Raw genomic sequence first — 15457 nt, forward strand, 5'->3', positions numbered from 1 at the left:
TATGCACTCAGTTCCGGAGCATCTGAAGGATGGGGCATCACATTCAAATCAGGCGGCGATTCAATCACGTCAGCAACCGTTGAGCCTAATGGGTCCAAGGATATAACGGTTGAAGTAACACCACCTAAAAATGTGAAAGCAGACACGTACGAAATTCCAATCAAAGCAGCAACGAGCAGTACATCCGGCGAATTGACTTTGGAAGCGGTCATAACAGGGTCATACAGTGTTGAAATAACAACACCCTCAGGCAACTTAAGCACCGACCTTAATGCAGGCAGCGATAAAGTGATCGATTTGGTCGTCAAAAATAATGGGACAGCCGATCTGACCGATGTGAGTCTCAGTGCTTCAACGCCCCCTGACTGGGAAGTGGAATTTGACGAAAGTACCATTTCAACCATAAAAGCCGGTGAACAGGCGTCTGTACAAGCTACTATGACAGCACCGGATGAGGCCATAGCCGGCGATTATGTCACGACGTTCACCGCAGAAACGGATCAAGTATCATCCGATGCTGATTTCCGAGTTTCTGTGGAAACATCAACACTATGGGGTATCATTGGTGTCCTCATCATTCTCGGCGTCATTGGCGGGTTATATTATATTTTCAAAAAATACGGGAGGAGATAACCTATGGGGCAGCCGATCATTGAACTGAACGAAATCACCAAGCAATATGATGACCAGTTTGCGATTGATCATTTATCTCTATCCATTCTAAAAGGCGAAATTTACGGGCTGCTTGGTCCAAATGGTGCCGGTAAAACGACTGCCATTCTGACCATACTAGGCCTCAGCGAACCGACATCCGGACAGGTACATGTCGCAGGCATCAATTCCACCCGCCAGCCGATCGAGGTTAAACGTAAGGTCGGTTATCTGCCCGATGATCTGGGATTCTATCAACATATGACAGGCTTTGAAAATCTTCTTTTTACAGCGGAACTGAACAATATCCCAAGAAATATGGCTAGAGAACGTGCCCATGATTTACTGGAGAGAGTCAATCTGATTGAATCCGCCAGTAAAAAAACCGGAAAATATTCACGCGGGATGAAGCAACGTCTTGGACTGGCAGATGTACTGATGAAAAATCCCGAGGTCATCATTCTCGATGAACCAACACTTGGTATCGATCCGGAAGGTGTCCGCGAACTGCTGAAAATGATTCGGGACTTAAACGAGCAGGAGAATATCACTGTTCTGCTGTCATCCCATCATTTGCATCAAGTTCAGCAAATATGTGACCGGGCAGGGATTTTTGTAAACGGTAAGCTGTTGGCAGAAGGGGATATCGAAAGCCTGGCTAAACAATTATTGGTTGAAGATTCGTTTGTCATTACAGTATCGGCCAATCCGGTCAATGAGGAACTAATTCAAAAAATCAGCTCGATTGATGGCGTCAACAAAGTCGATAACGAGAAGTCATATTTGGAGGTTTACTGCAGCCGGGATGTGACACCACAGATCAGCAAAATGGTTGTTGAGTCAGGTAGTGCGCTGCTTCATATAACCAATAAGAATTTTGGGCTCGACGAAATTTACCACCGTTATTTTGAAGGACGTGAGCAACATGAATCTGTCTAACCGATTAAAGAAGCTGAACTTATCGGGCGTATTTCCCGCTGAAAAAGAAAAGACGAATGTCAACAGAAGTGCTTTTTTTGCCCTTGTAAGAAAAGAATTTACTGATAACATCAGAAGCTGGCGAATCATCATTCTGCTGGCCATTATTACCCTGACATGCATTGGATCATTGTATACAGCGGTTACAACGATTCAGGATGCCATTGATCAAAGTGGGGAGAATGGTCAACAAATCGGGAAAGATTCCTACCTGTTCCTTAAATTGTTTACAGTATCAGATGGCACCTTACCAAATTTTGTTACCTTTGTCACCTTTCTTGGACCTTTACTCGGCATAGCCCTTGGATTTGATGCGATCAACTCCGAACGGAACAAAGGAACACTGAGCAGACTAATGTCCCAGCCGATACCACGGGATTATGTTCTGAATGCTAAATTCGTCGCAGCCTTACTTTTAAATATTGTGCTGTTCTTTTCTCTCGGGTTTCTAGTTATGGCTCTTGGCATTTTGATACTCGGGATACCGCCAACCTTTGAAGAATTCGCCAGAGTCTTTTGTTTTCTCATTCTATGCATCGCATATATCGCATTCTGGCTTAATCTGGGGATTCTGTTTTCCGTGTTATTCCGACAGGCAGCAACGTCAGCACTCTCCAGTATTGCTGTATGGTTATTTTTCAGTGTATTTTACAATATGATCGTGCAAATGGCTGCAAAATCCATGTTTTCATCTGGCAGCATCACAAATCAGGAACAGGCTATCAATGCGCAGGGGTCGATTTTGAATTTCATGCGCTTGTCACCGAACTACCTGTTCAGCGAGTCAACAACCACCCTGCTTTCACCGACAGTCAGGAGTCTTGGACCACTGACAACCCGACAGACGACAGGTGCCATACCGAGTCCGTTGCCGCTGGATCAGAGCCTGCTTCTGATTTGGCCGCAGCTGACCGGTCTGATCGCAGCAACGTTGATCTGTTTTGCGATTGCCTACATGCTGTTTATGCGCCAGGAAATCCGGTCGAACTAAAAAGCCGTTGCTGGCTCCTATAAAACCGTATTTAGCAAAATCAGAGCCTGTTTTGAAAAAATTGATCAAAACAGGCTTTTAATACTTACTATCGAGGAATTTTATGTGATTTAGCACGCTAAATTTAATATGATTTATTTTTCTCCACCGAAAGTGAACTACTTACATAGTGAGACAACCTCTTTTCCAAATTATCTTAGAGTAGCATCATGACCATGAATCTGCCGGACGATTTCTTTTTCTTTCTTCGGCGGATGAAGGAACAGTGCCAATATAAATGCGATAAACGCAAGAATCGTACTGCCCATAAACGCCCACTCAAATCCAACAACTTGTGAGAGTCGTCCAGCCAGCTCCGGTGATGTATCTGCAGCCGGTACAAAACTGTTGTTCCCCATGGCAACGAGTGTTACTAGGATTGCCGTGCCAATCGACGCGGAAATTTGCTGCATTGTATTGGCCATAGCAGACCCATGTGCATACCATTTTGGCGGGAGCTGGTTCAAAGCAGACGTCATGACTGGCATCAGCGCAAACGACAGGCCAAACATGCGAATCGCGTAAATAATTGTCAGATACGTGAAAGTCGTCTCCAATGACAATCTCGTAAACATAAACGTCGTAACGGTTACAACACTCATACCGATCAGTGCAAGCCATTTGGCACCATACTTATCAAACAGCCGGCCGGTGATGGGTGACATAATCCCGATCACGATGGCTCCCGGAAGCAACATCAGTCCTGATTCAAGCGGCGTAAACTGCAATACATTTTGCATGAACAGCGGCAGCAGCGTTTCCGCTCCAATCATCGAAATCAGAACGGTCATTGTAATCACGATCGCCAAGGTGAAAATCCGAAATTGAAAGACACGGAATTCCAGCATTGGTGTTTCGAGTACAAGCTGCCGCCAGATGAATAAACCAATCACAACGATGCCAATTGCGATCGAGCTGATAACGACAGTGCTTCCCCAGCCTGTCTCGGAAGCAATACTGAATCCATACAAAAATGAACCGAAACCGACTGACGACAAAAAGATCGATAAGACGTCGATTTTGGGTTTTCGGAGATCGGTCACATTCCTCAGAAAAAGTGCCGCAACGGTAATCGTAATGGCAACAATCGGGAGTACGGTATAGAACAGGGAGCGCCACGAAAAATGTTCCAAAAGCCATCCGGACAGTGTCGGACCAATCGCCGGACCAAACGCAATCACAATTCCGATCATCCCCATGGCGGTACCGCGTCGTTCAACGGAAATAACCGCCAGGAGTACTGTCATCAAAAGCGGCAACATAATACCCGATCCTGAAGCTTGCACAACACGTCCCAACAGGAGCACTGGATAAGCAGGAGCTACGGCTGCGATGGCAGTGCCTGCACCGAATAATCCAATCGCGGTTAAAAACAATCCTCTGGTCGTAAATCGGTCAATCAGAAAAGCTGAAACCGGAATCATAATCCCATTAGTCATCAAGAAAGCCGTTGTCATCCATTGCACTTCCCCCTGCGAAATAGAAAATGCCTCCTGAATCGTTGGAAGTGCGGTTGCCAGTAATGTTTCATTGATGATTCCCATAAATGCACCTGTTAATAAAGCCGTAATCATCAATGCTTTTTGTTTTGGTGGCAAATCCCAGGAAGTTGCTGTATCACTCATGTTAAATCTCCTTTCCATACTTCCCATGTCGTTAAAATGGCTGTTAATTGTTTTTTTAGATTTGAACGGCGGTAAAGCTGGAAGAGTAACGCATCGACCAGAAATTCACGAGGTTTTTTCTGCTCAAGTTCTTCAATCAATAGATCAATCGTTTGCATATCTTTTTCAGTAGATGGCATTTTTTTTGGCTCCGTGTGTAATTCTGAGCGTATCGCACCCAAATCCTGCTTCATGTTCTCCAAAAACGAAACACGACTGACATCATCGTTATAACAACCCGGCAGTACCGGAAAAATATGTTCATCATTTGCCACAATCGCCTGAAGGCACTCTGCGATAAAATCCCCCAGCCTATCCAAAGGCAAAGTGGGCCCCCTCCAGATAATCCACATCAAATAGCTGTGGATAATACCTTCCATAACAACTGCCAAATCACTTAAGTACTTTTTGGATTTCGGTCCGAACACTTCCAATAATGCGTGTTTATGCCATTCATGGAGCTTATGCTGTATGTAGTCCAGACATTTGGGTATTGCTCCTTTTTCGTTTGGAGGAAAATCAGTCACAACAGCGTGGAAAAAGTACCGGTAATCAATTGATTTTTTCAGTTCAATGGCGATTTTCTTTTTAAGTACCAGTAAAGGCGATCCTTGTAAATCTTTCGAAAAGCGATCTGCTTCCCGAAACATCTCATCATAATAGCGCTGTAGTAATTCCAAAATCATGCTTTCTTTAGAATCAAAATGTTTATAAAAACCGCCCTTGGAAATACCGCATGCACTTGTGATATCCTCAACAGAAGTCGCATGAAAGCCGTTTTTCTGAAACAGCTGTACAGCTGCATCCAGCATTTCCTCTTTTCGCTGTGCCATCATATCCCCCTTTTGACTATTCAGTAACTATTGGTGAATTCAGAGTCACCGCTATATCGTAACATATGAAATTTTAGGATACAACCGATTGATAAAAAGAGAATTCTGAAGATTAAAAGGTCGCACATTTTGGTGAGGATGTCGCATGTTTTGGGGTTACTGCCACTCGTTTTGAACCGATTTTCGCTCGTTTTGGACCGAATCTCACATGTTTTTAATAACAAATTTTCTGCAAAAAAATGCCAGGATAAGATGATCACTTATCCCAGCATAACCTATTATCTAATTTCCAGCTTAGTCCTGCATTTTTTCCAAAAAATTCTTCAATACATGGACAGTCTGCACACAATCATTCAAATCTGACCACTCTGCTGGATTGTGGCTGATGCCGCCTTTGCTTTGTGTAAACAGCATAGCAACCGGCCATTTCTCACCGATGATCATGGCATCATGTCCTGCCCCGCTCGGGAGACGGTATGACTGAATCATTTTTTCCGCAAATGATTTCTCGAGCAGCTGCTGCTTTTCTTCTTCAATCGGTACTGGTGCCACACGCATTTTCTCGATATGCTCTACACTAATCTGATGCCTGTCAGCTACGTCTTCCGCCAGTTCCAATACCTGATCAACAAGGCTGTCCCGGGTTTCCTTAAAAATATCACGAATGTCGACATAAAGCGTTACACTTCCGGGAATGACATTTACACCATTCGGATTTAAATTTAATTTTCCAACTGTTGCAACAGCGGTATCACTAACCGAACCTGGAAGCTTATTAACACGGGCAATAAATTCGCTTGCTGCCACCAACGCATCCTGCCGGTCATTCATGGGCGTGTTTCCGGCATGGCCCGCTTCACCGGTAAATGTGAACTCAAGCCAGCACGGCCCGGCAATACCAGTGACAATCCCACATGGCAACTCTTCATGTTCCAGCTGTTTCCCCTGCTCAATATGGACTTCTGCAAACATTTCAATTTCTTCGTTGCCACGTTCAGCACCAAGATAACTGTCCACACTTAAGCCAATAGCCTCTAAAACTTCCGAGAAATGCATCCCGTCCTGATCAACAAGCTTTAATTTTTCCTCGATATCGCCCTTGCCGACAACTGCCTCACTTCCATGAAATCCGCCATTGAACCGGGCACCTTCTTCGTCGGTAAAAACAACAACTTCATATGGTTTCTCAGGATGATATCCGGTTGCTTGCCACGCTTGGGCCACTTCAAGTGCTGCGAGAACACCCAATACACCATCAAAATGCCCGCCATCCGGAACGCTGTCCAGATGTGACCCGCTCAGAATAGCTGGCAGATCATTTTTCTTACCTGCAAGAAGCCCAAAGATATTTCCGGCACCATCTTGACGGACCTCCAATCCGGCTTCACGCATCCATTTTGAAACCAATTCTTTTGCTGCCTTTTCTTCCTTGGAAAATCCCGGGCGATGTGAACCATTGTTTTCAGTGAGACCTATTTCAGAAATGGCATCCAGCCGTTTTGCCAGACGCTCACCGGAAATACCGTCAACATTATGTACTGCATCATATCCTTGCATTAAATCGTCATACAAAACCCCCATATGAAACGCCCCTTTTACTATAATAGATTACAAGAATAACCTGTCTCAGATGATATCATGTCTCAGTTAATATCGCATGATCAATGTCATTTGCAGTGCAACGATAATCATTCTAGCAGATTCAAACGATACTCTCACTTCTTTCGGTATGGTCATATCAGGAAAAATAGTCCTGCTCACTCCTATAATCAAAATGAATCCGGAAAAAGTGGCATCTTAAGGTAAAAAAATTTTTTCATTTGTATGCCCCAAAACGCTGAATCCTTTCGATTATAGGAGTAAAGGGAGGGTGGTTAAAGATATAAAGACAATTCGGTTAACCGGGGACGATTGGTTCCCAAGGAGAATCAACGGAGGATAAAACTACCTTTAAGCAACTTTCAGGACTGTGGGAAAGCGCAACTTAAGATTAAACAAAATCCGCCATCTGCCCAACACTCTTTTTATTTTTATCATATTTTATTAGTGTAACTTTACGTAAAGGAGTGAAGGAAGGTGGATTCAAACAAGCATAACCGGCCCGGACGTTTTGATATCGATATGTCCCCATTCAGGGACCTGATGGGACAGATGGACGCTTTCTTTAACCAATCGTTCAAGCAGATGAATTCAGTTTTTAATATGCGCCCATTTTGGATTGATGTAAATGAATACGATTCTGAAGTTATCGTCACAGCAGAACTGCCGGGTTATAAACGGGACGAAATCGAACTGGAAATGATCGGTCACCAATTGCGGATCGCAGCACAAGCTGATGCAAGTCAAGAGGATAATAGCGGCCGCAACAAAAGCCAATCATTTCAGCGAACCGAGCGCACCATTGCTTTGCCATTTCCAATTCCAAAAGCAGAAACAAAAGCATCCTTTCATGATGGGCTGCTGAAAGTCACCATTCCAAAAAAGGATTCCGAAAGAACTTTTCTGGAGATTGACGAATAGACGGGTCGGCTCTACAAAAGGGAAAAGCTCCCAAGTGGAATCATTTTCAGACTTTAACAAGCCTTCAATCATAGTGTGGATTGCCGGCTTCAATTGATTTTCCCCTGCAATTAAACCGTGCATCTAAACATTTGAAAACCAAGCTGTTCGGACAGTGGTGGCCTATCATCCACTGGCTGCCAGACAGTGGCCAAATCTGTGGTCATTGTTTGCAGAAGATTGGAAGTTTGTTGCCAACAGCTTTAAAATCAAGTGAATGGGCTGACCATCAGGATGACTTCCCCGATTTTCCGTGTATTAACATCACAGTACACACGATGATATTTCAAGTTTTTAAGCATCAATAGTTTCCTGTCCACACTTTCTGTTCATCCATGCATATGATAGCACTATCCATGTTAAGGAGGTGCTTTTTAATGAGTGCAGGATATGCAGGAGGCGGCGGTGGTTTCGCCCTGATCGTCGTATTGTTCATTCTCCTCATCATCGTTGGTACTGCCTACGCTGGTGGCGGCTTCGGTGGAGGCTTCGGCGGCGGTTATTAAGAAGTCTTTTATCCGTTAGCCATGTTTTTTCCAGTTATGACGGTAGGCTTATGGAAAACCTCCATAAGCCTTTTGTCATTTCCGGGAATGATGAACAAGATCGCAGCGGGGCCATATATTTCAAATCAAACATAAATTTCATCCTTTAAGGAAAACTAAACCCATAAAAAATGAAGGAGTGTCATGTTAATGGGAATGTTTGAAGGTAAACCGCAAGAGGAGCCGTTTCATTCCGGGGAGATTTATCATCTATGGTCCTATCTGTACAGTACAAAAGCAACTTTAGTGACATTGCAAGTTTTAACCAATCATACAGGTGACCATGATTTGCAAACCTTATTAGAAGATCTTACAGAGAACAGTTTCACACAGGAGGAACAACAGGTTGAGGCGATTTTAAAAGAGACAGGCATCCGGCTTCCACCTGCTCCGCCGGACCGGCCAAATGTGGAAATACAGGATATTCCCGCCGGTGCCCGCTTTAATGATGCGGAAATTGCCGGACTTGTCCAAAAGGAATTAATGACAGGACGGCTATTATGCAGTTATATCATCGGTATTGCCATTCGGGAAGATATCGTTGAATTGTTTGAGGAATTCCATACACAAAAATCAGAATATGAAAACAAGCTTTTAAACATCACAAAAGAAAAAGGATGGCTTGTATCTCCGCCAATAAATGTAAAATAAACGTACTAATGTCTCGGGAGTGAGAGAACGTGGCATCTAAAAACAAAGGCATGACCATAACCGCAATCGGTTCCATTCCACTCATTATGACCCTGGGAAATTCGATGTTAATCCCCATTTTCCCGGCAATGAAATCTTCCTTAAGTTTATCACAAATGCAGGTGAGTTTGACCATCACGGTTTTTTCCATAGCCGGTGCGATATTCATCCCGGTTGTCGGCTATCTCTCCGACCGGTTTTCACGAAAAATCATTATTCTGCCATCCCTTATTTTATATGGGCTCGGCGGTCTGCTGGCGGGGTTCGCTGCCGCTTCTTTTTCCCATTCCTATGTATGGATTTTAATCGGGCGGACGCTGCAGGGTGTTGGTGCAGCCGGGACCGCACCCATTGCCATGGCACTCACCGGTGATTTATTTAAAGGCGGTGAGCAGAGCCGTGTGCTCGGAATATTCGAGGCATCAAACGGGCTGGGAAAAGTCTTATCCCCTATATTGGGGTCTCTGTTAGGGTTAATGGTCTGGTATGCTGTGTTTTTTGCCTTTCCGGCCGTATGCCTCATCGCCATTTTACTCGTCGGGATCTTTGTTAAGGAGAAGCGCAACCTTCAGGCCCCACCTCCATTCAACAAATATGTCCATGGTTTATTAGATGTGTTTAAATATGAAGGAAGATGGCTTCTTACGACATATCTTGCCGGTGGGACATGCTTATTCACCTTGTTTGGTATTCTGTTTTTCTTATCGGATGTTCTGGAACAGACATATAACATTGACGGTGTTATAAAAGGGTTCATTTTGGCGATACCTTTGCTTATTATGGTTACGACATCATACATTACCGGAAGCAAGATCGGGCAAAATCTGGAGAAAATGAAAAAAATTGCTGTCCTTGGGTTTATTTTCATGACGATTTCATATGGATCACTCGTTTTTGTCGAAAGACTCGTCCCCTTTTTGGCAGTGCTTGGCATCAGCAGTGTTGGCGCGGGGCTGATATTACCATGTGTGAACAGTATTATAACCGGTGCCGTTAAAAAGGAACGAAGAGGATTTGTCACATCTTTGTATGGATCTGTCCGGTTTCTCGGTGTTGCGGCCGGACCACCCATTTTTTCCCGTTTAATGGACTGGTCCAGAACAGGCATGTTTATATCGCTCGCAGTATTTACGCTAATAGTCGGACTTCTTGTATTACTCCTTATTCGTGTCAAAGGGAAAGATGGAAAGAAAAATAAAGCTACACCCATACGATATAAATATTTATAATCGGCTTATTCTAAAAGAACATGACGGCTAAGTTCCCGGCTAACAATGGTTGCGAAACGTTAAACATGTCCACGCCAATACCGGAAATCAGCATGTCCTGTGTGTCGAAAGTTCGTGGTAACGTCATTCCGGGCAGCGGACTTACGCGTATGTGATGACTTCTGCAGTTAGCGGTTGACGTGGACAGATTTAGCAGAAGGTCCTCTGTTCGATGTGTCATTTTCACCGGACTTTTTGATCAACCCTTATATTTTTTTGCGCCAGTTTAATGTATACACATGGTAAACATCAAGACGGCATACCAAATCAACCATGGTGGTCGAAATCCATTGACTTATGAGAGCTAATATAATGATTTCCCAGCTAATAACAACCGCTGTCATGATAAAAATAGAAGTGTTTATTAAAAATAGCGGTTTGCCCGGCAGAATATTCTGTCCGTGAGAAATCATGAAGGCAATGACGCCGACACCTCCATTGGAAACACCCTGGCGCATCAGAATACCGATTCCGGTTCCAAGGAAAAGAGAGCCAATGACAAGATCAAGTAAAAGGTTCCTGTGAACGATCAAAAAGGCAGTCTCAAAAAAATCGACCGATAAAGAAGTCATCGTAATGCCAATAAATGTCCATAATGCAAATCGTTTACCCAAATACTGTACACCAAGCATAAGCATTGAAAAATTGACAATCCAAAGCGAAGGACCCATATCAATGTTGAACCAATGATTCAATAATATCGCTATGCCGCCTGCACCGCCGGATGGTATGGACTGGGGAAATAAAAACAATCCCATTCCAAAGCCTTGCAGGGCGCCACCCGCAAATACTAGTCCATTTTTAATCAAATATTGTTTCATGGGTTCCCCCTTATCAGGAACAGTGATTCGCTTCCGGCTCGTACAACGCTCCCTCCCCTAATGCTTATTCGAACTCAACAATTTTAATGAATGAACCATAACTTCACTCAGTGGGCACTTTTTTTCCGCCGAAAAAGGGGAACAAAGGATAAGTACTCGGGCGTTCTGTACGGGCACCCCACGTGAGATGATTGTGCAGCCCTAACCGGATCGGGCCGTTATGGGCAGTTATCCCCTTTTTTAGGGGGATTGCTGCCCGTTACATGCGTGATAAAGTAAAAAACTGACTAAAAAGAAGTTATGCCAGTAGCCGAAATAACCGTTTTCGTAGGAGAAGCAGGATCAGATCTGCAGCAAATCGAGCAGGTCCTGAACCATCTGAATGGAATTGAACGTGTCTTGGCTGATACCGATGACGGCGAAATAAAGATCGCGTTTGATGCTGAACAAATTTCTGGAAAACAAATTGTAGGGACATTACAGAAACACGACGTGAACACCATATAACACAAAAAGCCTGCATTATTTAATTTGACCCCGTGAATGAATTAATGAAGGAAGGACATTCTAAAACTGGAAGGATGTTTCGATAAAATTGTGAAGGAGGATGACAATGGGAATTTTAGGTGGAAACCCCAAAGAAGAACCCATGCACTATGGAGAAGTCTTCGGTGTATGGATGTTCCTAACCGCAGCAAAGGGTATAATTGCAGGCAATCAGACGCATCTCAACCATGCAGGAGATGAGGACTTGAGGAAATTGCTTGAAGAAGTAATTCAGGCTTCACAACAAGAAGTCAAGCAGATTGAAACACTCTTGAAAAATAATGGTGTCGGTCTGCCACCAACACCCGCGGAACGTCCGAAAGCTTCCCGGGAGGATATTCCAGCCGGCGCTCGTTTTCAAGACCCGGAAATTGCAGTCGCTGTATCCGGTGAAATTGCTGCAGGATTAGTGTCATGCAGTAAGATAATGGGTGAATCAACACGGGAGGATATTGCCATGATGTTTGGACAATTCCATACACAAAAGGCAGCTCTTGGAGCAAAAGCCCTCAGACTTAATAAAGAAAAGGGCTGGTTAGTGCCTCCCCCTCTGCACCATAGTAAAGTTGACGATTAATAATCGCTAATTGGCTTAAACTGTTACAACTGCGGCTTAACTTCATTTGGAACCGGCTCAAGTTGTCACCATTTCCGCCCAAGTTCACAATTTCCCGGCCCAAGCTGTCACAATTGTCTGTCCGAAATTTTATTTTGCACAAAAAAGAGAGCAGACTACCAGTTAGTCTGTTCTCTTTCTTATCGGTTAAAAAATGGTCACCTGTTTATCAGCTAATAAGCCATATCTGAATCATGATAATACTTAAATTCCAGCAAATTATTGGCGGGGTCGATCAGGAAAAATGTCATATGTTCCTCCTGCTTTCCTTCAAACCGTACCATTGGCTTTTTAAAAAATGGCAAGCCCTGGCTTGTTGCAAATTCCAATGTCTGATCATATTCTTCTTTATCCAGAAACGTCACTCCAAAATGACGTGGGTACATTTTCGGCTCCTCATCGATACTTTCAGGACTTAAATGACATACCACCTGATCACCAAAGAAATCGAACGTTACCCGGTCACTATACTTTCTGGCAAGTTTACACCCTAAATTCTCATAAAACGCTACTGTTTCATCCAATTCCTTACAAGGTATGGCTAAATGAAACACCTTATTTGTTTTACGCATATTATGCCTCCTATTAATAAAGTGAAACTTCATTCAGTGGGGTGCTTTTTCCCACTGAATCAGGGGAACAAAGGCTAAGAACGCAACGTCCTGTTGCAACGCCTTTGTGACCTGCATCGTGCAGGCCCGAACAGAATCGGGGATAGCCGCCGTTATCTGGCGGGTTACTGACCATCAGATGCGGAAAAAATCAGAACATTACAGATAAAATGTATCTGAACGCAATCCTAAACGAAGCGTCTCCACTGAAATGACATCTGATAACGCGATATTGGCAAGGTTAACATCCGGGCCAACATGCTGAATGAAAAATGTTTGCATTTTTTTATTAGGCGCTTCAAAAATAAGTTTTTCAAATGGAATGCCTGAGTGAACAATCTGATCAAAAATATCTAATCGAATACCGCCATCTTCCCGGCACATGCCACTCGTACCACTTTCTCTCGCTTCGGTCATCACCTTTTCCGCTCCAGCTTCCAGGTCCTCCTGAATGTTGTCAACCCATTCAGTCGATTTCTGGCCATTGGACATGACTGTATCCTTGTTCCCCACTTCACTAAAGACGGTAAATTCACTTGAGAACACCTTGACAAAAGAAGCCTTTTCTTTATTCGAAATCGACATTGTTCCATTGGATATTTCGACATAGTTACATTTAAATTTTTGGCAGTAATCGTAATATTCCTCTACCTGATCCCGACTGAGAAACTTTTCGAACAATGTACCACCGAAGAAAAATTCAATCCCCTGCTCCCGCAAACAATCGATTTTTTGCTCCAAATAATGCGTTACAAGTGATGTGCCCCAGCCGAACTTAACAAAATCAATATAATCACTTGCACTTCGGATTGTATCCATAAACAAATTTAAGGGGGATCCATTATCAATTAAAATCGTTAATCCTTTTTCTCTCGGCTTCAGCTCCCTTTCCGGCAGAATCAATTCTGTCTCCATCATACATGACCCTCTCAATCATCGGTATTTCTGTATTCTTATTAACTTTCATGACAAAATCAGTATCCAGTTCTCTGATGCAATGATCAATATCTTCATGGATAAAGGCTGTATTGTCCTTGTCAAAAAATTTTTCGGCCGTCTGTGAATGCTTTATTCTTTCCTTCACCGCTTGACCCGAAATAGAATTGGCATTTTCCAATATACTTTTTATATACGCCGCACAAGCCAGATCATGGTCCCCGCTTGGGTGGGAAGCCATGATATGGACCGTTTTTTCTTTGTCATCGGCCATTTTTTCTCTGATAAATTCTGCTGTCCGTCTCGCATTCGTAAATCCTGTCACAAATACATGATTGGATGACAAACTGTTTAAAGCTGCCTGCACCCCGTTCGTTGTTTTCTGAACAAGTGTTTTCCCGTCAAGATTTTGTTGCTGGAGGTGATATGGTGAGTTGCCAAAATCGAACCCTTCAATCGCCAAACCATCTGTCTCCCCTGCCAAAAGATATTCCGGATTTCTTTTCTTTATTGAAAATGCCTGATTTGCTGTCTTCACAAGGTAAATACGACTGACACCTTGCCGGAAAGCGTAATGCGCGACGGTAAATGCCCGAATAACATCAATGACGATTGTAATATCAGCAGCCGCTGTTGGTGGTGTTCTGCCTTGATGGATTGAAATTTGCATGGCTTATTCTCCTCATTTTAAAATGTCATCATTGACAGGGTGGTTGGTTAACCGGGCACAGCTTACACACAGTATATTCGCCTAAGCGATATCCGTTACTTTCTTTTAAGAAAACCTGCCGAAATCTATGAGCCCGTTAATTTAACAATGACTGAGCCCATTGAATACATTGATTTAAGGCAAACACCCAGCCAGAAATTTTTGCAGTAAATTGGAGTGGAAACTATGGCAAAAAAATTAACCTTTGATAACTGGAATAACACGGCTCAAGAAAAGCTCAACAGTGAGTTAAGTGATTTTATGGATGTGATTAAGTGGGCTTTTCAGTCGTATGAGGACAAAATTATCTACGCCTGCAGCTTTGGTGCAGAGGGAATCGTTTTGATGGATCTCATTGCCAAAGTTAATCCGCGGGCAACGATCGTCTTTTTGGATACGGGGTTACACTTTAAAGAAACGTATTCGCTCATCGAAAAGGTAAAAGATCGCTATCCAAAACTTCATATAAAAATGGCTAAACCAGCCTTAACAGTCGAACAGCAGGCAATGGCATATGGCGATAAGTTGTGGGAACGTCAGCCAAATTTGTGCTGTCATATGCGAAAAATTGAACCCTTGCAGCAGGAGCTGAAAGGCGTGGATGCCTGGTTTTCCGGTCTAAGACGTGAACAATCGGTCTTTCGTAAAAATACCGAATATATTAACAAGGACAATAAGTTCAAACGTGTGAAAATTTGCCCGCTCATCCACTGGACATGGGACGATATTTGGACGTATATCGATATCAACCAGCTGCCTTATAACGAATTGCATGACCACAGCTATCCAAGTATCGGCTGTGAAATGTGTACATTGCCCGTTAAAAGCGGATTGGATGCACGATCAGGCAGATGGGCAAATTTTGAAAAGAAAGAGTGTGGACTGCACCAAGCATGAGCAGGAATTTTCATATTATAATTGCTGTCACTGATTATGATTGGTCAAAACCCTAAAAAAAGCATACCAATCATAAACTGGTATGCTTTTTAGCTTATTATAT

16 protein-coding genes and 1 pseudogene are annotated in these 15457 nt (G+C 43.3%); 10 read left to right on the plus strand and 7 right to left on the minus strand.

Annotated elements, in window-relative coordinates:
* The 3 genes from VK080_RS14580 to VK080_RS14590 all read left to right on the plus strand — a co-directional run.
* On the plus strand, positions 1 to 633 hold a 633-nt coding region (locus VK080_RS14580), incomplete at its 5' end, for an NEW3 domain-containing protein (protein WP_324225501.1).
* Between the two features lie 3 nt (positions 634 to 636).
* Positions 637 to 1590, plus strand: coding sequence for an ABC transporter ATP-binding protein (locus tag VK080_RS14585; protein WP_324225502.1), 954 nt, complete (start codon positions 637 to 639; stop codon positions 1588 to 1590).
* On the plus strand, positions 1577 to 2620 hold the full coding sequence (locus tag VK080_RS14590) for an ABC transporter permease (RefSeq protein WP_324225503.1): 1044 nt from the start codon (positions 1577 to 1579) through the stop codon (positions 2618 to 2620). The genes VK080_RS14585 and VK080_RS14590 overlap by 14 nt, the downstream gene beginning before the upstream one ends.
* A gap of 191 nt (positions 2621 to 2811) precedes the next feature.
* Here the strand turns inward: VK080_RS14590 and VK080_RS14595 are convergent, their stop codons facing one another.
* The 3 genes from VK080_RS14595 to VK080_RS14605 all read right to left on the minus strand — a co-directional run bounded on the left by VK080_RS14595 (position 2812) and on the right by VK080_RS14605 (position 6737).
* Positions 2812 to 4284 (minus strand): MDR family MFS transporter, encoded by a 1473-nt coding sequence (locus VK080_RS14595; protein WP_324225504.1) that lies wholly within the window; start codon positions 4282 to 4284, stop codon positions 2812 to 2814.
* Positions 4281 to 5159: a TetR/AcrR family transcriptional regulator gene (locus VK080_RS14600; protein ID WP_324225505.1), complete on the minus strand. Its 879-nt coding sequence runs from the start codon at positions 5157 to 5159 to the stop codon at positions 4281 to 4283. Before VK080_RS14600 ends, VK080_RS14595 begins: the two co-directional genes overlap by 4 nt.
* 291 nt (positions 5160 to 5450) lie before the next feature.
* On the minus strand, positions 5451 to 6737 hold the full coding sequence (locus VK080_RS14605; RefSeq protein ID WP_324225506.1) for a M20 family metallo-hydrolase: 1287 nt from the start codon (positions 6735 to 6737) through the stop codon (positions 5451 to 5453).
* A 495-nt stretch (positions 6738 to 7232) separates the two neighbouring features.
* Here VK080_RS14605 and VK080_RS14610 point away from each other — a divergent pair, with 495 nt between their 5' ends.
* The 4 genes and pseudogenes from VK080_RS14610 (at position 7233) to VK080_RS14625 (ending at position 10179) form a co-directional block, all read left to right on the plus strand.
* Positions 7233 to 7676, plus strand: a complete 444-nt coding sequence (locus VK080_RS14610; protein WP_324225507.1) for an Hsp20/alpha crystallin family protein — start codon at positions 7233 to 7235, stop codon at positions 7674 to 7676.
* Between the two features lie 416 nt (positions 7677 to 8092).
* Positions 8093 to 8188: pseudogene (locus VK080_RS14615) on the plus strand (YjcZ family sporulation protein); the annotation flags it as partial.
* Between the two features lie 222 nt (positions 8189 to 8410).
* A complete protein-coding gene (locus VK080_RS14620; RefSeq protein WP_324225508.1) occupies positions 8411 to 8911 on the plus strand; it encodes a DUF3231 family protein in 501 nt (166 codons plus the stop codon).
* Positions 8912 to 8961: 50 nt separating this feature from the next.
* A complete protein-coding gene (locus VK080_RS14625; protein WP_324225542.1) occupies positions 8962 to 10179 on the plus strand; it encodes an MFS transporter in 1218 nt (405 codons plus the stop codon).
* Positions 10180 to 10424: 245 nt separating this feature from the next.
* On the opposite strand, the gene VK080_RS14630 is transcribed toward VK080_RS14625, so the two are convergent.
* Positions 10425 to 11039 carry a YitT family protein gene (locus VK080_RS14630; protein WP_324225509.1) on the minus strand — a complete coding sequence of 205 codons (615 nt, stop codon included), beginning with the start codon at positions 11037 to 11039 and terminating at the stop codon, positions 10425 to 10427.
* Positions 11040 to 11339: 300 nt separating this feature from the next.
* Between VK080_RS14630 and VK080_RS14635 the strand changes: the two genes are divergently transcribed.
* On the plus strand, positions 11340 to 11546 hold the full coding sequence (locus tag VK080_RS14635; RefSeq protein WP_324225510.1) for a hypothetical protein: 207 nt from the start codon (positions 11340 to 11342) through the stop codon (positions 11544 to 11546).
* 106 nt (positions 11547 to 11652) lie between these two features.
* Positions 11653 to 12162 (plus strand): DUF3231 family protein, encoded by a 510-nt coding sequence (locus VK080_RS14640; RefSeq protein ID WP_324225511.1) that lies wholly within the window; start codon positions 11653 to 11655, stop codon positions 12160 to 12162.
* A gap of 212 nt (positions 12163 to 12374) precedes the next feature.
* Here VK080_RS14640 and VK080_RS14645 read toward each other — a convergent pair whose 3' ends face one another.
* From VK080_RS14645 to VK080_RS14655, 3 genes are all read right to left on the minus strand, one after another.
* A complete protein-coding gene (locus tag VK080_RS14645) occupies positions 12375 to 12773 on the minus strand; it encodes a VOC family protein (protein WP_324225512.1) in 399 nt (132 codons plus the stop codon).
* 198 nt (positions 12774 to 12971) lie between these two features.
* Positions 12972 to 13730, minus strand: a complete 759-nt coding sequence (locus tag VK080_RS14650; protein ID WP_324225513.1) for a phosphosulfolactate synthase — start codon at positions 13728 to 13730, stop codon at positions 12972 to 12974.
* Positions 13657 to 14418, minus strand: a complete 762-nt coding sequence (locus VK080_RS14655) for a 2-phosphosulfolactate phosphatase (protein ID WP_324225514.1) — start codon at positions 14416 to 14418, stop codon at positions 13657 to 13659. Before VK080_RS14655 ends, VK080_RS14650 begins: the two co-directional genes overlap by 74 nt.
* A 225-nt stretch (positions 14419 to 14643) precedes the next feature.
* Here VK080_RS14655 and VK080_RS14660 point away from each other — a divergent pair, with 225 nt between their 5' ends.
* Complete coding sequence (locus VK080_RS14660) at positions 14644 to 15354, plus strand: phosphoadenylyl-sulfate reductase (protein WP_324225515.1); 711 nt, start codon at positions 14644 to 14646, stop codon at positions 15352 to 15354.
* Positions 15355 to 15457: the final 103 nt, after the last annotated feature.

The sequence above is a fragment of the Lentibacillus sp. genome (assembly GCF_035301925.1).
Lineage (GTDB): Bacteria > Bacillota > Bacilli > Bacillales > Amphibacillaceae > Lentibacillus.